Source organism: Pseudescherichia sp. (assembly GCF_031998825.1).
Lineage (GTDB): Bacteria > Pseudomonadota > Gammaproteobacteria > Enterobacterales > Enterobacteriaceae > Pseudescherichia.
The window spans coordinates 79,496-97,439 of record NZ_DAMACX010000013.1 but is presented as its reverse complement, the minus strand read 5'-3'; the positions used below and the strand labels follow the sequence as shown (position 1 = coordinate 97,439).

Genomic DNA, 17,944 nt, shown 5'->3' with positions numbered 1-17,944 from the left:
TGGTGCGAGGGGGGGGACTCGAACCCCCACATCCGTAAGGACACTAACACCTGAAGCTAGCGCGTCTACCAATTCCGCCACCTTCGCATACCATCGATACAGTTAAAGTATCGTAACCACGGAGGCGCATTCTAGATGTTTTATATCGTTCGTCAACAGTTAATTGTGCGGGATAGAATAACTGCTGCAAAATTCATCGTGAACGGCCAGTAACGCCCGGTGGCGCTGCGCTTACCGGGCCTACGGGTTGGCCGAACCTGTTTAGCGCTTCGCCTGACGGGTCATCACCGTACGGTAAACCTTGAAGCGTCCGGTCTGGGCCAGCACCTCATGGAAACCAAAGGTTTCGTCCAGCACCTGCGGGTAGGGCAGGAAGGCGTTGGCCACAATACGCAGCTCGCCGCCGCTGTTGAGATGGCGTACCGCACCGCGGATCAGCGTCTGCGCTGCCTCCAGGCTGGTCTGCAAACCATCGTGGAACGGCGGGTTGGAGATGATCATGTCGTAACGGCCGGTCACCTCAGAGAAGACGTTGCTGGCAAAGACTTCACCCTCAAAACCGTTGGCAGCCAGGGTAGCACGGCTGGCTTCTACCGCCGGGGCGCTGACGTCACAGAGCGTCAGGCGAACCTTCGGCGAGTGGCTGGCCAGCACCGCGGAGAGCACGCCCGCGCCGCAGCCGATATCCAGCACTTTGCCTTTGGTATGCGGCGTCAGGGTAGAGAGCAGCAGCTGGCTGCCGCTGTCCAGACCATCACGGCTAAAGACGCCCGGCAGGGTGTGGATGGTCAGGCCGTCCAGCGTATAGCTGTCGTTGAACGCGGCGGCATCAAATGCAGGCTGCTTCTCAAGACGGCCATGGTAGAGGCCGCAGCGGCGCGCGCTATCGACCTTATTCAGCGGGCAGTAATCCGCCAGCATCTGCTCGGCGCTGCGCACGCCGCTGCGGTTCTCACCCACCACAAAAATATCCGTGCCCAGCGGCAGCAGGGAGAGGATGTTCATCAGCTGGAACAGGGCTTCCGGCTTGTTCTTCGGCCAGTAGTAGATCAGCGTATCGCTGTCGCCCACGTCGGCCTGCTCGGCTACAAGGCTAAAGCGTGCGTTTTCGCCCAGCTGGCGGCTCAGCACCTGCCAGTGGTGAAACTGCTGGGTATGGGCGCGGCTCTCAGCGGTATCCAGACGCGCGGGCAGGTCGTCCTGCATATCTCCGGCAAACAGAACGCGGCTCTCTTCGAAATCATCACTGTGACGCAGCAAGACTTCACTTGCCGGGGTTAAAGCAGACATGAAACAGCTCCTTAATAAACTCAGCGCTGGATTATAGTTGTTTGTTGGCGCAGATACGACGAATTTGCTATATTTGCGCGCCTGACATACAGGAGTGACCCGCTATGATTTCCCGACGCGACTGGCAGCTACAGCAGCTGGGCATTACCCAGTGGTCTTTGCGCCTGCCTGCGGCGTTGCAGGGCGAAGTCGCTGTGTCACTGCCCGCGCATATCCGTCTGGTGATGGTGTCATGTACGCTCCCGGCGCTCAGCGAGCCGCTGGTAGGTGATATCCTGCGGGCGCTGACGATAACCCCGGATCAGGTGCTGCAGCTGACCCCCGACCGCGTGGCGATGCTGCCCCCGGAGAGCCGCTGTAACAGCTGGCTGCTGGGCACTGACGAGGCGCTGACGCTGGAAGGCGCGCGCGTTCACTCTCCCGCATTCGATGAACTGCGGACAAACCCGGCGGCGCGAGCCGACCTATGGCGACAAATCTGCGAGTATGAACACGATTTCTTCCCTCAGCACGGCTGACTTAACGCACGCCTATGCCATTGAGCAACGCGCCCACGCTTTTCCGTGGAGCGAAAAAACCTTCGCCAGCAATCAGGGAGAGCGCTACCTGAACCTGGGCCTGACGGTTGATGAGACACTGGCGGCGTTTGCCATTACCCAGGTCGTTCTTGATGAGGCCACGCTGTTTAATATCGCGGTCGATCCCGCATTTCAGCGCCGGGGGCTGGGACGCACGCTGCTCGAACATCTCATTAGCGAGCTGGAAAAACGTGACGTGCTGACGCTGTGGCTGGAGGTGCGGGCCTCAAACGCGGCGGCTATCGCCCTCTATGAGAGCCTGGGCTTTAACGAGGCGACGATCCGCCGCAACTACTATCCAACCGCTGACGGCCGCGAAGACGCCGTGATTATGGCTTTGCCGCTTTAACAAAAAAGGTGATGTAATGAACTGGGACTGGATCTTCTTTGATGCCGACGAAACGCTGTTTACCTTCGACTCATTCAGCGGACTACAGCGGATGTTTCTCGACTACAGCGTGACCTTTACCGCCGAAGATTTTCAGGACTACCAGGCGGTCAATAAGCCGCTGTGGGTGGATTACCAGAACGGAACCATCACCTCTTTACAGCTGCAGCATCAGCGCTTCCAGAGCTGGGCCGACCGCCTCAGCGTGCAGCCGGGCGATCTTAACAGCGCGTTTATTACCGCGATGGCCGAAATTTGCGCCCCGCTGCCGGGCGCGGTCTCGCTGCTGAACGCCCTGCAGGGCAAGTGCAAGATGGGCATTATTACCAACGGCTTTACCGCACTACAGCAAATTCGCCTGGAGCGTACTGGCCTGCGCGACCATTTTGACCTGATCGTCATCTCCGAGCAGGTTGGGGTGGCGAAGCCGCATCCGCGCATCTTTGACTACGCGCTGGAGCAGGCGGGCAACCCGGATCGCTCTCGCGTACTGATGGTGGGCGATACCGCCGAGTCCGATATTCTGGGTGGCATGAATGCCGGATTAGCAACCTGCTGGCTCAATGCGCACAACCGCGCGTTGCCGGAGGGGATCAACCCCACCTGGACCGTGACCTCGTTGAGCGAACTGGAGCAACGCCTGTGTAAACACTGATTGCCTCCCCCCTATTGATGGGTAAAATAGCCGCAATTTTTCGTATTCAACATGCGTGGCGATGTGCCGCGTTTACTAAGAAGATTCAATTATGACGTTGTCTCCTTATCTGCAAGAGGTGGCCAAGCGCCGTACTTTTGCCATTATCTCTCACCCGGACGCCGGTAAGACCACCATTACTGAAAAGGTGCTGCTGTTCGGACAGGCGATCCAGACTGCCGGTACGGTAAAAGGGCGTGGCTCGAGCCAGCACGCTAAATCCGACTGGATGGAGATGGAAAAGCAGCGTGGGATCTCAATCACCACCTCCGTGATGCAGTTCCCGTATCACGACTGCCTGGTGAACCTGCTGGACACCCCGGGGCACGAAGACTTCTCCGAGGATACCTACCGTACCCTGACGGCGGTGGACTGCTGCCTGATGGTGATCGACGCCGCGAAAGGGGTAGAGGATCGTACCCGCAAGCTGATGGAAGTTACCCGCCTGCGCGATACGCCGATCCTAACCTTTATGAACAAGCTTGACCGCGATATCCGTGATCCTATGGAAGTGATGGACGAGGTGGAGAGCGAGCTGAAGATTGCCTGCGCGCCCATTACCTGGCCGATCGGCTGCGGTAAGCTGTTTAAAGGCGTATACCACCTCTATAAAGATGAAACCTACCTCTACCAGACCGGTAAAGGGCATACCATCCAGGACGTGCGTATCGTTAAGGGCCTGGATAACCCGGACCTGGACGTTGCCGTAGGCGAAGAGCTGGCGGCGCAGCTGCGTGACGAGCTGGAGCTGGTGAAGGGCGCCTCGCACGAGTTCGATAAAGAGCTGTTCCTGGCCGGGGAGATCACCCCGGTGTTCTTCGGTACCGCGCTGGGTAACTTCGGCGTTGATCATATGCTGGATGGTCTCGTTGAGTGGGCCCCGCGCCCCATGCCGCGCAAAACCGATACCCGCGAAGTGGAAGCTCAGGAGGAGAAATTCTCCGGTTTCGTGTTTAAGATCCAGGCCAACATGGATCCGAAACACCGCGACCGCGTGGCGTTCCTGCGCGTGGTCTCCGGTAAGTATGAAAAAGGCATGAAGCTGCGCCAGGTGCGTCTCGGCAAGGATGTGGTTATCTCTGACGCGCTGACCTTTATGGCAGGCGACCGTTCCCACGTTGAAGAGGCCTATCCAGGGGACATCATCGGTCTGCATAACCACGGCACCATCCAGATCGGCGATACCTTTACCCAGGGCGAGATGATGAAGTTCACCGGTATTCCGAACTTTGCCCCTGAGTTGTTCCGCCGTATTCGCCTGCGCGATCCGCTGAAGCAGAAGCAGCTGCTTAAAGGGCTGGTCCAGCTCTCGGAAGAGGGCGCGGTCCAGGTGTTCCGTCCGATTGCCAACAACGATCTGATCGTCGGTGCGGTCGGGGTGCTGCAGTTCGACGTGGTGGTTGCGCGCCTGAAGAGCGAATATAACGTGGAAGCGATCTACGAATCGGTTAACGTCGCCACTGCCCGCTGGGTAGAGTGCAGCGACGTGAAGAAATTCGAAGAGTTCAAGCGTAAAAACGAGATCCAGCTGGCGCTGGACGGCGGCGATAACCTGACCTACATCGCGCCGACCATGGTCAACCTGAACCTGACCCAGGAGCGCTACCCGGACGTGCAGTTCCGTAAAACGCGCGAACACTAATCTTCTCTCCAGAGCACGGCAGCCGCCGTGCTCTGTCACTTTCCCTGTCTTATTAGTCCCTTGCGGAATGTTCTTAAATAGCCCGCTTTTTGCTTTTATCCCCCATTTTTTTGCCGTCTCCCCCAAGCGCTTTTCTAATTGTTGGCTATATTTAACAAAGTGATTACCAGACGTGTGGATGAATGCACTGTTCAATGCGTGAATAAAAGCGTTTCATCCCGCTCTCTCTTTTAGTCACATGATTAATGGCTGTAAAAGAAGGTGTTATGCACCGGAGCAGCAAAGCGGCCTTGATGGCTGCTCAAAGCCCAAAACGTGGGCAAACTGAAAGGAATAGATCGATGACTATGACAAGACTGAAGATTTCTAAAACCCTGCTGGCTGTTGTATTAGGTTCTGTTGTTGCAAGCGGTTCTGCTCTGGCAGAGACCAGCGCAACTGACAAAGCGCAATCTACAGCTCACAGCGCTGGGGAAAAAATCGATAGCTCTATGAATAAAGTCGGTAACTTCATGGATGACAGCGCGATCACCGCCAAAGTTAAAGCAGCACTGGTCGATCACGAAAGTATTAAGAGCACCGACATCTCCGTTAAGACCGATAAAGCGGTAGTCACGCTGAGCGGCTTCGTTGAGAGCCAGGCGCAGGCTGAAGAAGCGGTGAAAGTCGCTAAACAGATTGAAGGCGTTAAGTCCGTTAGCGATAAGCTGCACGTACGCGACGGCAAAACTTCTTCTGTGAAGGGCTACGCGGGTGATACCGCCACCACCAGCGAGATTAAAGCTAAGCTGTTAGCTGATGACATCGTTCCGGCACGTAAAGTGAAAGTTGAAACTACCGATGGTGTGGTTCAGCTGACCGGTACGGTTGACTCCCAGGCACAGATCGAACGTGCGGAGAGCATCTCCAAAGCGGTCGATGGTGTGAAAAGTGTGAAAAACGATCTTAAAGTTAACAAGTAATCTCAGAATGCGATCCCCCGTCTTGTAACGGGGGACGTGAGCATCACACCGAGTAAGTATCGCCGGTGAGTAGCCTGAGCGCTCACTAACAGCGGTAACGTTAACTATGGTAAAGGAAAGGAGAATCTTATGTTTCGTTGGGGCATTATATTTCTGGTTATCGCGTTAATTGCCGCTGCTCTGGGCTTTGGTGGCCTGGCCGGTACGGCAGCAGGTGCGGCAAAAATCGTCTTTGTCGTCGGGATCATTCTGTTCCTGGTCAGCCTGTTTATGGGACGTCGGCGTCCATAGCGACCCGTAAACTCCCGCTAATCGTAAAGCCAGTCCTTGTGACTGGCTTTCACGGTTTCAGAAAACAAAAAATTCAGATAAGCTCTTAATAAATAAAAAAATGACAGGAAAGCAGGGTGGGGCAGAGAATTCCCGTTACGCTCGGCAATATAGCGCCGTTGGCGTTGAGTTCCTTTCGCCCGGGGCGACTCGCCTTAGTTTGTGAAGGCGGCGGCCAACGAGGCATCTTTACTGCCGGCGTGCTGGACGAATTCATGCGCGCGCAATTTAACCCTTTCGAACTCTTCTTTGGCACCTCTGCCGGGGCGCAGAATATCTCGGCCTACCTCTGTAACCAGCCCGGCTACGCGCGCAAAGTCATTATGCGCTACACCACATCCCGTGAGTTTTTTAACCCGGTGCGCTTCGTGCGCGGCGGTAACCTGATCGACCTCGACTGGCTGGTGGAGTCCACGGCCAGAGAGATGCCGCTGGCGATGGATACCGCCGCCCGCCTGTTTGACGTTGGCAAGCTGTTCTATATGTGCGCCTGTCGGGGAGATGACTATACGCCTGGCTACTTCTCTCCGACCAGCCAGACCTGGCTGGATCTGATCCGCGCTACCAGCGCCATTCCCGGCTTTTACCGTAGCGGCGTGATGCTGGACGGCATTAACTATCTCGACGGCGGCATCAGTGATGCCATCCCGGTGCAGGAGGCGGCAAAGCGGGGGGCGAAAACCATCGTGGTGATCCGCACCGTGCCGTCGCAGATGTACTATACCCCGCAATGGTTCAAACGCATGGAGCGCTGGCTGGGCGACAGCAGCTTGCAGCCTTTCGTCAATCTGGTTCACCACCATGAGAGTAGCTACCATGCAATCCAGCAGTTTATTGAGAAGCCCCCCGGCAAGCTGCGGATCTTTGAGATCTACCCACCGCGCCTGCTAAAAAGCATGGCCCTCGGCAGCCGTCTGCCAGCGCTGCGCGATGACTACAAGCTGGGGCGGCTGTGCGGCCGCTACTTCCTTGCTACTGTCGGTAAGCTGCTGGTGGACGAGCCGCCGCTGCTGCGTCATGCACCGCGTATCGTCACCCCGGCAACGGTGGTAGTGCCGCCTGCGGTAGTGGCAAACGACGCCCTGACGACACCCCTGGTTGATGCCCCGCAGGCCAACGACACGACCTTCAGTAAAGAGAGTTCGGCATGACGCAACGCTTTATCGATACCCACTGCCACTTTGATTTTCCGCCCTTTACCGGCGATGAGGCGCAGAGCCTTGCCAGAGCCAGTGCGGCAGGCGTCGAGGCCGTGATCGTACCTGCCGTTGAAGCGGCACATTTTTCCCGCGTGCTGGCGCTCGCCGAACGGTTTGAATCCGTCTATGCTGCGCTGGGCCTGCACCCCATCGTGATTGAAAACCATACTCCGGAGTGCATCGACAGGCTAGCTGACCAGCTTGCCGCACGGCCCACCAGGCTGGTGGCGGTGGGGGAAATAGGGCTGGATCTCTATCGGGAAGATCCGCAGTTTGATAAGCAGGAGCAGCTGCTTGATGAACAGCTTAAGCTGGCAAAGCGCTACGATCTGCCGGTGATCCTCCACTCCCGGCGCACCCATGACAAGCTGGCGATGCACCTCAAGCGTCATAGCCTGCCGCGCACCGGGGTGGTACACGGCTTTGCGGGCAGCCTGCAGCAGGCCCAGCGCTTTATTGAGATGGGCTACCGGATTGGCGTCGGGGGTACCATCACCTATCCGCGGGCGAGTAAAACCCGCGACGTTATCGCCCGCCTGCCGCTCACCGCCTTACTGCTCGAAACGGACGCACCGGATATGCCGCTCAACGGTTTCCAGGGAGAGCCTAACCGTCCGGAGCAGGCCGCCCGCGTCTTTAGCACACTTTGTGAGCTACGCCCGGAGCCCCCTGACGAGATTGCTGCTACGCTTCTTGATAATACCTATCAAACGTTTATGTGAAAATTTTACCATTTCTCTCCCGTCCGGGCGCAATGTTCCGGCTGCCTGTCGCGTTTAACCAGGGTGTTATGTTAGAATTCTAACATGTCAGCCGTGCCGGGCAGTCCGGCAATGAACGGCTTAAATAGTGACGTATCTCACGCTTATATTGTGCAACTTTGCATGACGTTTTCATTAACTGTGATGTACGTCGAAGTGTCGTGGCGGGAGGATGTTAGAATAGTAACAGACCCGCCCGGTTAAAAAATGAACCGGCAAACGCCGTCTTCAGCTTCTGGAGAGTGTTATGAGTGATTTAACTGCAAGCAGCCTGCGCGCATTGCAACTGATGGATTTGACCACCCTGAACGATGATGACACCGATGCGAAAGTGATCGCCCTGTGCCATCAGGCGAAAACACCGGTGGGCAACACCGCCGCTATCTGCATCTACCCGCGCTTTATTCCGATTGCGCGTAAGACCCTGAAAGAGCAGGGTACGCCGGAGATCCGCATCGCGACGGTCACTAACTTCCCGCACGGCAACGACGATATCGAGATCGCACTGGCAGAGACCCGCGCGGCTATCGCCTACGGCGCGGACGAAGTGGACGTCGTGTTCCCGTATCGGGCGCTGATTGCCGGTAACGAGCAGGTCGGTTTCGATCTGGTCCAGGCCTGTAAAGCCGCCTGTGCCGAAGCCAACGTGCTGCTGAAGGTGATCATTGAGACCGGCGAGCTGAAAGAGGAGGCGCTGATCCGTAAAGCCTCTGAGATCGCTATCAAAGCGGGTGCGGACTTTATTAAAACGTCCACCGGTAAAGTGCCGGTTAACGCCACCCTGGAGAGCGCGCGCATTATGCTGGAAACCATCCGCGATCTGGGCGTCGAGAAAACCGTAGGCTTCAAACCGGCAGGCGGCGTGCGTACGGCGGAAGATGCCGCGCAGTTCCTCGCCATTGCCGACCAGCTGTTCGGCGCAGAGTGGGCTGACTCACGCCACTACCGCTTTGGCGCATCCAGCCTGCTGGCGAGCCTGCTGAAGGCGCTCGGCCACGGCGACGGTAAAAGCGCAAGCAGCTATTAAGATGCAATTCGCCTGATGGCGCTTCGCTTATCAGGCCTACTGGATCGTAGGGCGGGTAAGCGTAGCGCCACCCGCCAATACCGATCCTATACACCAGGGGGTTACCTTGTTTCTCGCTCAAGAAATTATTCGAAAAAAACGCGATGGCCATGCCCTCAGCGACGAAGAGATTCGCTTTTTTATCAACGGCATTCGTGATAACACCATTTCAGAAGGTCAGATCGCCGCGCTGGCGATGACTATCTTTTTCCATGACATGGCCATGCCGGAGCGCGTCTCCCTGACTATGGCGATGCGCGACTCGGGTACGGTGCTGGACTGGAAAAGCCTCAGCCTGAACGGCCCGATCGTCGATAAACACTCTACCGGCGGCGTGGGCGACGTCACCTCGCTGATGCTCGGCCCGATGGTCGCAGCCTGCGGCGGCTACGTGCCGATGATCTCCGGACGCGGCCTGGGCCACACCGGCGGTACCCTCGACAAGCTGGAAGCTATCCCCGGCTTTGACATCTTCCCAAGCGATAGCCGCTTCCGGGATATTATTAAGGACGTGGGCGTCGCGATTATCGGCCAGACCAGCTCCCTCGCCCCGGCGGACAAGCGCTTTTACGCCACCCGCGACATCACCGCCACGGTTGACTCTATTCCGCTGATCACCGCCTCTATTCTGGCGAAAAAGCTCGCAGAAGGGCTGGATGCGCTGGTGATGGATGTGAAAGTGGGCAGCGGCGCGTTTATGCCTACCTATGAACTGTCTGCAGCACTGGCCGAAGCTATCGTTGGCGTCGCCAACGGCGCAGGCGTGCGTACTACCGCCCTGCTGACCGATATGAACCAGGTTCTGGCCTCCAGCGCCGGTAATGCGGTAGAGGTGCGCGAGGCGGTGCAGTTCCTGACCGGCGAGTACCGCAACCCGCGCCTGCTCGACGTCACCATGGCGCTGTGCGTGGAGATGCTGATCTCCGGCAAGCTTGCCCGCGACGATGCCGATGCTCGCCAGCAGCTGCAGGCAGTGCTGGATAACGGCAACGCGGCAGAGGTCTTTGGCCGGATGGTTGCCGCGCAAAAAGGCCCGGCTGACTTCGTCGAGAACTACGCGAAGTACCTGCCGACGGCGACCCTCAGCAAGGCGGTCTACGCCGATACCGAAGGCTTTGTCTCGGCGATGGATACCCGCGCGCTGGGTATGGCGGTGGTATCCATGGGCGGCGGTCGTCGCCAGGCCTCTGACAGCATCGACTACAGCGTCGGCTTTACCGATATGGCGCGTCTGGGGGACAGTATTGACGGCCAGCGGCCGCTGGCGGTGATCCACGCTAAAGACGAAGCCAGCTGGCAGGAAGCGGCGAAAGCGGTTAAGGCTGCCGTGACGTTAGACGATCAAGCTCCCGAAACCACGCCAACCGTCTATCGTCGTATAACTGAATAGCTGTATACTGATCTGATCGATTTTTTATGAAGCACTAATTTTTCTGAAGCACTAAGTACGGAGAAAATATGAAACGTGCATTTATTATGGTGCTGGACTCTTTCGGCATCGGCGCTACTGAAGATGCGGAGCGCTTCGGCGACGCAGGTTCTGACACCCTCGGCCATATTGCCGAAGCCTGCGCCAAAGGCGAAGCCAACACCGGCCGCCAGGGCCCGCTGAATCTGCCTAATTTGACCCGTCTGGGCCTGGCGAAAGCGCATGAAGGCTCTACCGGTACTATTCCTGCGGGAATGGACGGTAACGCAGAGGTTGTTGGCGCGTACGCATGGGCGCACGAGCTCTCCTCTGGTAAAGATACGCCATCGGGCCACTGGGAAATTGCCGGCGTGCCGGTACTCTTTGACTGGGGCTACTTTTCCGACACCGAGAACAGCTTCCCACAGGAACTGCTCGACAAGCTGGTAGCGCGTGCCGGGCTGCCGGGCTACCTGGGCAACTGCCACTCCTCCGGGACGGTGATCCTGGATCAGCTCGGCGAAGAGCATATGAAAACCGGCAAGCCGATTTTCTTCACCTCTGCGGACTCGGTATTCCAGATCGCCTGCCATGAAGAGACCTATGGTCTGGATAAGCTCTACGAGCTGTGCGAAATCGCCCGTGAAGAGCTGACCGAAGGCGGCTACAACATTGGCCGCGTGATTGCGCGTCCGTTTGTTGGCGACAAGGCGGGTAACTTCCAGCGTACCGGTAACCGTCACGATCTGGCAGTCGAGCCACCGGCACCCACCATCCTGCAGAAGCTGGTGGAAGAGAAGGATGGCCATGTGGTATCGGTAGGCAAAATTGCCGATATCTATGCCCACGTTGGCATTACTAAAAAAGTGAAAGCCACCGGCCTGGACGCGCTGTTTGACGCTACCGTCAAAGAGATGAAGGAAGCGGGTGATAACACTATCGTGTTTACCAACTTCGTTGACTTCGACTCCTCCTGGGGGCATCGCCGTGATGTGTCGGGCTATGCGGGCGGCCTTGAGCTGTTCGACCGCCGTCTGCCGGAGCTGTTAGCGCTGGTAGAGGAGGGTGACATCATCATCTTCACCGCCGACCACGGCTGCGACCCGACCTGGACCGGTACGGACCACACCCGCGAGCACATTCCGGTGCTGATCTACGGCCCGAACGTTAAGCCTGGCTCGCTGGGCCACCGTGACACCTTCGCGGATATCGGCCAGACGCTGGCATCGTACTTTGGTACGTCGCCAATGGAATACGGCAAAAATATGCTGTAATGCTTTTGCCCGGCGGCGCTCTGCTTGCCGGGCATACGGATCCTGTAGGCCGGATAAGGCGTAGCCGCCATCCGGCGCAAAAATGTATAAAAAGGAATGAAAATGGCAACTCCCCACATTAATGCCGAAATGGGCGATTTCGCTGACGTTGTGCTGATGCCGGGCGATCCGCTGCGTGCTAAACATATCGCGGAAACCTTCTTTGAAGACGTGCGTGAAGTGAACAACGTGCGCGGTATGCTGGGCTACACCGGCACCTACAAAGGGCGCAAAATCTCCGTGATGGGCCACGGCATGGGTATTCCGTCCTGCTCTATCTACACCAAAGAGCTGATCACCGATTTTGGCGTGAAGAAGATCATCCGCGTAGGCTCCTGCGGCGCGGTTCGCGCTGACGTTAAGCTGCGCGACGTGGTCATTGGTATGGGTGCCTGCACCGATTCCAAAGTGAACCGTCTGCGCTTCAAGGATCATGACTTTGCGGCGATTGCTGACTTTGACATGGTGCGCAATGCGGTAGACGCGGCCAAAGCGCTGGGCGTTGACGCTCGCGTCGGCAACATCTTCTCTGCCGATCTCTTCTACACCCCGGATCCGACCATGTTCGACGTGATGGAAAAATATGGCATTCTCGGCGTAGAGATGGAAGCGGCGGGGATCTACGGCGTAGCGGCAGAGTTTGGTGCGAAAGCGCTGACCATCTGTACCGTGTCCGACCATATCCGTACCCACGAGCAGACCACCGCTGCCGAGCGTCAGACGACCTTCAACGACATGATCAAGATCGCGTTGGAGTCCGTGCTGCTGGGCGACAAAGAGTAAGTTTGTGCTGTGCCGGGTGGCGGCTTCGCCTTACCCGGCCTACCGCACTGCGTTACCAATCCATTCTGATAACTCCCGTAGCTCCCTCTCCTGCTCTGGAAAATCACCTAACAGCGCATCGCACGCCTGCTGCAGCCTATCCGCGCGGTAGAGGCACCCCTGCAGACGCGCCGCCAGCGCCTCCAGCGGGGCCGGATTCAGGCTGTCGGTAAAGATCTGCGTACGCGTAATGTGTCCTCGCTCGACGTCAAAATGCAGCTCAACGCCGCCCCAGGTGAAGCGCTCATCCAGCAGGTGGCTGAACGAGGGGGCCTGACCGAAATTCCACTCCCAGCTGCTCTGACGGGCAAAGGTATCGGCAAAGTTCGGCAGATCCGGCGTCTTATCGGGAGAGATAATCTCCGCCGCGACGCGCTCGCCGTAATGGGCAAAAAAGGCCTCGGTGACGGCGTCGCAGATCGCCTCATGGGTGATGCCCGGCAGCAGATCGACCAGGTTCGCCACCCGTCCGCGCACTGAGGTGATCCCCTTGGCCTGAAGCTTCTTCTTATCGGGGTTAAGGTAGTTCGCCAGCCGGCTCAGATCGGCATTGAGCAACAGCGTCCCGTGATGGAAGCCACGATCCGGGGTCTCGCGATAGGCCGAACCGGAGACTTTGCGATCGCCCTCCGCAGTTTTGACTACCAGATCGTTACGTCCCGAGGCGTCTGCCGCGACGCCCAGCGCGTTGAGGGCAGTGAGCACAATGTTGGTCGAGATAGTCTTGTCATACTCCGGCTTGCCCGCCATAAAGGTAAAACAGGTATTGCCGAGATCGTGAAACACCGCGCCGCCGCCGCTGCTGCGCCGGGCGAGGCGGACGTTATCCTCCTCCATGCGCCGGGTATTGCACTCTTTCCACGGGTTTTGCGCCCGGCCAATCACCACCGTATCGGCGTTGCGCCACAGAAACAGCACGCGCTGGGTAGCGGGCATCTGGCGAAAGATCGACTCCTCTACCGCCAGGTTAAACCAGGGATCGTATGAATCAGAAATAAGCAGACGTAATGTGGACATGGCAGCTTTCCTTTTCTTTATTTGCCCCCATCTTAACGACAAAGCGGCGCGTATGCATACCCGGCCTACGGCTCGCGTTTCTCGCTCTCCTCCTCCTCCGGTACCGACCGGCTGGCGGTGAGCAGGAAGGGCGACTGCTGCCAGCGGGTGCGCTTGCCCTGCAGCAGCGTGCGGGTCAGCACCACGCCAATCGCCAGCGACAGGAGCAGCATCAGGCGGAGGATATTTGTGGTATTATCGACCTGTTTTGCTTCGGTCGGTAGGGTATGGGTGTCGAGGGTCAGACGCAGGTAGCCGAGCGGGCCATTTTTTCCCTGTATAGGTTCAACAATCTGCTGGTTGAAGTAGCCGCCGGCTTTTTTTCCGTCCAGCGCCAGACGGTCGCGGACGTCGACGCTCTCTCCTGAACGTGCAATCAGATCGCCCTGCTCATCGTAGACCCCCGCGTCAAGAATGCGGCTCCCTTCGGTAAGCTGGCGCAGCAGCGCGCTAATCGGCTTTTCGTCCGGCGTTTCGCTGCGCATCAGCGGCGTCAGGTTCAGGGTCACCTGGTGCGCCAGGGTGCGGGCCAGCTCTTCAAACTGGGGGTTACGCGCCCGCTGGTGGCTCTGGCTAAACCATGACGCCCCCTGCATCAGCGCTACCAGCAGGGCGAGACAGATGAGCACAATCACAGCGCGATGCAGCCGGAATCTCAGTTTTGCGCGGGCCATATTCTTACCTGATGAAAATTTGAGGTTAGCATGTTGCCAGAAGCGATGATTACAGGGTAGCCTCATGCGTTATTTTTACCCGGATGCGTTTGGCCGCACGTGTTTTTACAGGAGCTTTAATGTCTAACAGTTTAACCTGGCGCGACCTGCCCGAAGCCGTCTCTCAGTGGCCTGGGCTGCCGCTCTCTTTAAGCGGCGACGAGGTGATGCCGCTCGATTATCACGCGGGTCGCAGCGGTTGGCTGCTCTATGGCCGCAGCCTGGATAAACAGCGCCTGACGGCGTATCAGCGCTCGCTCGGCGCGGCGATGGTGATCGTCGCCGCCTGGTGCGTTGAGGATTACCAGGTGATCCGCCTGGCCGGTTCGCTGACGCCACGGGCGACGCGCCTGGCGCACGATGCCGGTCTGGACGTTGCGCCGCTGGGTAAGATACCGCACCTGCGTACGCCGGGCCTGCTGGTGATGGACATGGACTCCACCGCGATCCAGATCGAGTGCATCGATGAGATTGCCAAGCTGGCGGGCACCGGTGAGATGGTCGCCGAGGTGACCGAGCGGGCGATGCGCGGCGAGCTGGACTTTACTGCCAGCCTGCGCAGCCGCGTTGGCACCCTCAAGGGGGCCGATGCCAGCATTCTGCACCAGGTGCGCGACGGCCTGCCGCTGATGCCGGGCCTGACCCAGCTGGTGCTGAAGCTGGAGACGCTGGGCTGGAAGGTGGCTATCGCCTCCGGCGGCTTCACCTTCTTTGCCGACTACCTGCGCGACAGGCTGCGCCTGACCGCCGCCGTGGCCAACGAGCTGGAGATTGTCGACGGCAAGCTGACCGGCCACGTCGTGGGCGACATTGTGGATGCCCAGTACAAGGCGGCCACGCTGCTGCGCCTGGCCCAGGAGTACGATATTCCGCTGGCGCAGACCGTGGCGATCGGCGACGGTGCCAACGATCTGCCGATGATCAAATCGGCGGGGCTGGGGATCGCCTATCACGCGAAACCCAAAGTAAATGAGAAGACGGAAGTGACTATCCGTCACGCTGACCTGATGGGCGTTTTCTGTATCCTGTCGGGCAGCCTGAACCAGAACTAACGAGGTAAACGTGGCGAAAGCTCCAAAACGCGCATTTGTCTGTAATGAATGCGGTGCGGATTATCCGCGCTGGCAGGGGCAGTGCAGCGCCTGTCATGCCTGGAACACCATCACCGAGGTGCGCGTTGCGGCATCTCCGACGGTTGCGCGCAACGAGCGGCTGAGCGGCTATGCCGGCAACGCAGGCGTCTCGAAGGTGCAGAAGCTGTCAGAGATTAGCCTGGAGGCGCTGCCGCGCTTCTCTACCGGCTTTAAAGAGTTTGACCGCGTGCTGGGCGGCGGCGTGGTGCCGGGTAGCGCGATCCTGATCGGCGGTAACCCGGGGGCAGGTAAATCGACCCTGCTGCTGCAAACCCTGTGCAAGCTCTCTGAAAGCATGAAGACGCTGTACGTCACCGGCGAGGAGTCGCTCCAGCAGGTCGCCATGCGCGCCCATCGTCTGGGGCTGCCGACCACTAACCTGAATATGCTCTCCGAGACCAGCATCGAGCAGATCTGCGCGATCGCCGAGGAGGAGCTGCCGAAGCTAATGGTGATCGACTCGATCCAGGTGATGCACATGGCAGATATCCAGTCGTCGCCGGGCAGCGTGGCCCAGGTGCGTGAGACCGCGGCCTACCTGACGCGATTCGCCAAAACGCGCGGCGTCGCCATTGTGATGGTCGGCCATGTCACCAAAGACGGCTCGCTGGCCGGGCCAAAAGTGCTGGAACACTGCATCGACTGTTCGGTGCTGCTGGACGGCGACGCTGATTCACGCTTCCGTACCCTGCGCAGCCATAAGAACCGCTTTGGGGCGGTGAACGAGCTGGGCGTCTTTGCGATGACCGAGCAGGGCCTGCGCGAGGTCAGCAACCCGTCGGCCATCTTCCTCAGCCGAGGCGACGAGGTCACCTCCGGCAGCTCGGTGATGGTGGTCTGGGAGGGCACCCGCCCGCTGCTGGTCGAGATCCAGGCCCTGGTAGATCAGTCGATGATGTCTAACCCGCGCCGCGTGGCGGTGGGTCTGGAGCAGAACCGGCTGGCGATCCTGCTGGCGGTACTGCATCGCCACGGCGGACTGCAGATGGCGGACCAGGATGTCTTTGTGAACGTCGTCGGCGGGGTGAAGGTCACCGAGACCAGCGCCGATCTGGCGCTGCTGCTGGCGATGGTCTCCAGCCTGCGCGACCGACCGCTGCCGGACGATCTGGTGGTGTTTGGTGAGGTGGGGCTGGCCGGCGAGATCCGCCCGGTGCCCAGCGGCCAGGAGCGTATCTCCGAGGCGGCCAAGCACGGTTTCCGTCGGGCGATCGTACCGGCGGCGAACGTGCCGAAAAAACCACCGGCTGGGATGCAGGTGTTTGGCGTGAAAAAACTTGCCGATGCGCTAAGCGTGTTTGACGACTTATAATTACCACTACGATTTTGCAGGAGGCACCGTAATTTATGTCGTCATTTGACTATCTGAAAACCGCCATCCGCCAGAAGGGCTGCACGCTACAGCAGGTGGCGGAGGCGAGCGGCATGACCAAGGGCTACCTGAGCCAGCTGCTCAATGCCAAGATCAAAAGCCCCAGCGCGCAGAAGCTGGAGGCGCTGCACCGCTTCCTCGGGCTGGAGTTTCCCCGGCTGCAAAAAAACATCGGCGTGGTGTTTGGCAAATTCTACCCGCTGCACACCGGCCATATATACCTGCTGCAGCGCGCCTGCAGCCAGGTGGACGAGCTGCATGTCATCATGGGCTACGACGAGACGCGCGATCGCGCCCTGTTTGAAGAGAGCGCCATGTCCCAGCAGCCCACGGTGCCCGACCGCCTGCGCTGGCTGCTACAGACCTTTAAGTACCAGAAGAATATCCGCATCCACGCCTTTAACGAGGAGGGGATGGAGCCGTATCCGCACGGCTGGGACGTCTGGAGTAAAGGGATTAAAGCCTTTATGGATGAGAAGGGGATCCAGCCCAACTGGATCTACACCTCCGAAGAGGCCGATGCCAAGCAGTATGAGAAGCACCTCGACATCGAGACGGTGCTGATCGATCCGAAACGTACCTTTATGAATATCAGCGGCGGACAGATCCGCGCCAACCCGTTCCGCTACTGGGAGTATATCCCCACCGAGGTGAAGCCCTTCTTTGTGCGGACGGTAGCGATCCTCGGCGGCGAGTCGAGCGGCAAATCGACGCTGGTGAATAAGCTCGCTAACATCTTCAATACCACCAGCGCCTGGGAGTACGGGCGTGACTACGTCTTCTCCCATCTTGGCGGTGATGAGATGGCGCTTCAGTACTCCGACTACGACAAAATCGCCCTCGGCCAGGCGCAGTACATCGACTTTGCGGTGAAGTACGCCAATAAGGTGGCCTTTATCGATACCGATTTCGTTACTACCCAGGCCTTCTGCAAAAAGTATGAGGGACGCGAGCACCCGTTTGTGCAGGCGATGATCGACGAGTACCGCTTCGACCTGGTGATCCTGCTGGAGAATAACACCCCGTGGGTCGCCGACGGCCTGCGCAGTCTCGGCAGCTCGGTGGATCGCAAAACCTTCCAGACCATGCTGGTCTCTATGCTTAACGACAACGGGATCGACTTTATCCACGTGGAGGAGTCGGATTATGACGGGCGCTTCCTGCGCTGCGTGGAGCTGGTGAAAGAGATGATGGGCGAGCAGGGATAAAAAAACGGC

General features: G+C 58.5%; 18 protein-coding genes and 1 tRNA gene. 15 read left to right on the top strand and 4 right to left on the bottom strand.

The window, feature by feature from the left end; all coding sequences use genetic code 11:
• A tRNA-Leu gene (locus tag RTP97_RS08775) sits at positions 1–87 on the bottom strand.
• Between the two features lie 174 nt (positions 88–261).
• Entirely contained in the window at positions 262–1,290 is a 1,029-nt protein-coding gene (gene rsmC / locus RTP97_RS08770; protein WP_312212579.1) for a 16S rRNA (guanine(1207)-N(2))-methyltransferase RsmC, read from the bottom strand.
• 104 nt (positions 1,291–1,394) lie between these two features.
• Between rsmC and RTP97_RS08765 the strand changes: the two genes are divergently transcribed.
• The 12 genes from RTP97_RS08765 (at position 1,395) to deoD (ending at position 12,414) form a co-directional block, all read left to right on the top strand.
• Positions 1,395–1,808: a DNA polymerase III subunit psi gene (locus RTP97_RS08765; protein ID WP_312412715.1), complete on the top strand. Its 414-nt coding sequence runs from the start codon at positions 1,395–1,397 to the stop codon at positions 1,806–1,808.
• The gene (gene rimI, locus RTP97_RS08760) at positions 1,777–2,217 is read left to right on the top strand and encodes a ribosomal protein S18-alanine N-acetyltransferase (RefSeq protein ID WP_312412712.1); all 441 of its coding nucleotides are present in this window, start codon (positions 1,777–1,779) and stop codon (positions 2,215–2,217) included. The genes RTP97_RS08765 and rimI overlap by 32 nt, the downstream gene beginning before the upstream one ends.
• A gap of 16 nt (positions 2,218–2,233) precedes the next feature.
• Positions 2,234–2,911 carry a pyrimidine 5'-nucleotidase gene (yjjG, locus tag RTP97_RS08755; RefSeq protein ID WP_312227964.1) on the top strand — a complete coding sequence of 226 codons (678 nt, stop codon included), beginning with the start codon at positions 2,234–2,236 and terminating at the stop codon, positions 2,909–2,911.
• Between the two features lie 91 nt (positions 2,912–3,002).
• Positions 3,003–4,592, top strand: coding sequence for a peptide chain release factor 3 (gene prfC / locus RTP97_RS08750; RefSeq protein ID WP_312212583.1), 1,590 nt, complete (start codon positions 3,003–3,005; stop codon positions 4,590–4,592).
• A 341-nt stretch (positions 4,593–4,933) separates the two neighbouring features.
• Complete coding sequence (gene osmY / locus RTP97_RS08745) at positions 4,934–5,554, top strand: molecular chaperone OsmY (RefSeq protein ID WP_312212584.1); 621 nt, start codon at positions 4,934–4,936, stop codon at positions 5,552–5,554.
• Positions 5,555–5,683: 129 nt separating this feature from the next.
• Positions 5,684–5,845 (top strand): DUF1328 domain-containing protein, encoded by a 162-nt coding sequence (locus tag RTP97_RS08740; RefSeq protein WP_002437547.1) that lies wholly within the window; start codon positions 5,684–5,686, stop codon positions 5,843–5,845.
• 116 nt (positions 5,846–5,961) lie between these two features.
• Complete coding sequence (locus tag RTP97_RS08735) at positions 5,962–7,035, top strand: patatin family protein (RefSeq protein WP_312412708.1); 1,074 nt, start codon at positions 5,962–5,964, stop codon at positions 7,033–7,035.
• Positions 7,032–7,805 (top strand): metal-dependent hydrolase, encoded by a 774-nt coding sequence (locus tag RTP97_RS08730; protein ID WP_312412705.1) that lies wholly within the window; start codon positions 7,032–7,034, stop codon positions 7,803–7,805. Before RTP97_RS08735 ends, RTP97_RS08730 begins: the two co-directional genes overlap by 4 nt.
• Before the next feature lie 286 nt (positions 7,806–8,091).
• Positions 8,092–8,871 carry a deoxyribose-phosphate aldolase gene (deoC, locus tag RTP97_RS08725; RefSeq protein WP_312412702.1) on the top strand — a complete coding sequence of 260 codons (780 nt, stop codon included), beginning with the start codon at positions 8,092–8,094 and terminating at the stop codon, positions 8,869–8,871.
• A 106-nt stretch (positions 8,872–8,977) separates the two neighbouring features.
• Positions 8,978–10,300, top strand: coding sequence for a thymidine phosphorylase (deoA, locus tag RTP97_RS08720; RefSeq protein ID WP_312412700.1), 1,323 nt, complete (start codon positions 8,978–8,980; stop codon positions 10,298–10,300).
• A 68-nt stretch (positions 10,301–10,368) separates the two neighbouring features.
• Positions 10,369–11,592: a phosphopentomutase gene (gene deoB, locus RTP97_RS08715; protein WP_312412698.1), complete on the top strand. Its 1,224-nt coding sequence runs from the start codon at positions 10,369–10,371 to the stop codon at positions 11,590–11,592.
• A 102-nt stretch (positions 11,593–11,694) separates the two neighbouring features.
• Positions 11,695–12,414, top strand: coding sequence for a purine-nucleoside phosphorylase (gene deoD / locus RTP97_RS08710; RefSeq protein WP_144816295.1), 720 nt, complete (start codon positions 11,695–11,697; stop codon positions 12,412–12,414).
• A 39-nt stretch (positions 12,415–12,453) separates the two neighbouring features.
• Here the strand turns inward: deoD and lplA are convergent, their stop codons facing one another.
• Both lplA and RTP97_RS08700 read right to left on the bottom strand, forming a co-directional pair.
• Positions 12,454–13,470, bottom strand: coding sequence for a lipoate--protein ligase LplA (gene lplA / locus RTP97_RS08705; protein WP_312412695.1), 1,017 nt, complete (start codon positions 13,468–13,470; stop codon positions 12,454–12,456).
• 65 nt (positions 13,471–13,535) lie between these two features.
• Positions 13,536–14,183 carry a YtjB family periplasmic protein gene (locus tag RTP97_RS08700; RefSeq protein WP_144816291.1) on the bottom strand — a complete coding sequence of 216 codons (648 nt, stop codon included), beginning with the start codon at positions 14,181–14,183 and terminating at the stop codon, positions 13,536–13,538.
• Positions 14,184–14,302: 119 nt separating this feature from the next.
• Here RTP97_RS08700 and serB point away from each other — a divergent pair, with 119 nt between their 5' ends.
• Genes serB through nadR form a run of 3 tightly spaced genes read left to right on the top strand, consistent with a single transcriptional unit; the run spans position 14,303 to position 17,935 of the window.
• Positions 14,303–15,274: a phosphoserine phosphatase gene (gene serB, locus RTP97_RS08695; protein WP_312412693.1), complete on the top strand. Its 972-nt coding sequence runs from the start codon at positions 14,303–14,305 to the stop codon at positions 15,272–15,274.
• 10 nt (positions 15,275–15,284) lie between these two features.
• Positions 15,285–16,667 carry a DNA repair protein RadA gene (gene radA, locus RTP97_RS08690; protein WP_312412690.1) on the top strand — a complete coding sequence of 461 codons (1,383 nt, stop codon included), beginning with the start codon at positions 15,285–15,287 and terminating at the stop codon, positions 16,665–16,667.
• A gap of 35 nt (positions 16,668–16,702) precedes the next feature.
• Positions 16,703–17,935: a multifunctional transcriptional regulator/nicotinamide-nucleotide adenylyltransferase/ribosylnicotinamide kinase NadR gene (nadR, locus tag RTP97_RS08685; RefSeq protein WP_312212593.1), complete on the top strand. Its 1,233-nt coding sequence runs from the start codon at positions 16,703–16,705 to the stop codon at positions 17,933–17,935.
• The last annotated feature ends 9 nt before the right edge of the window (positions 17,936–17,944 follow it).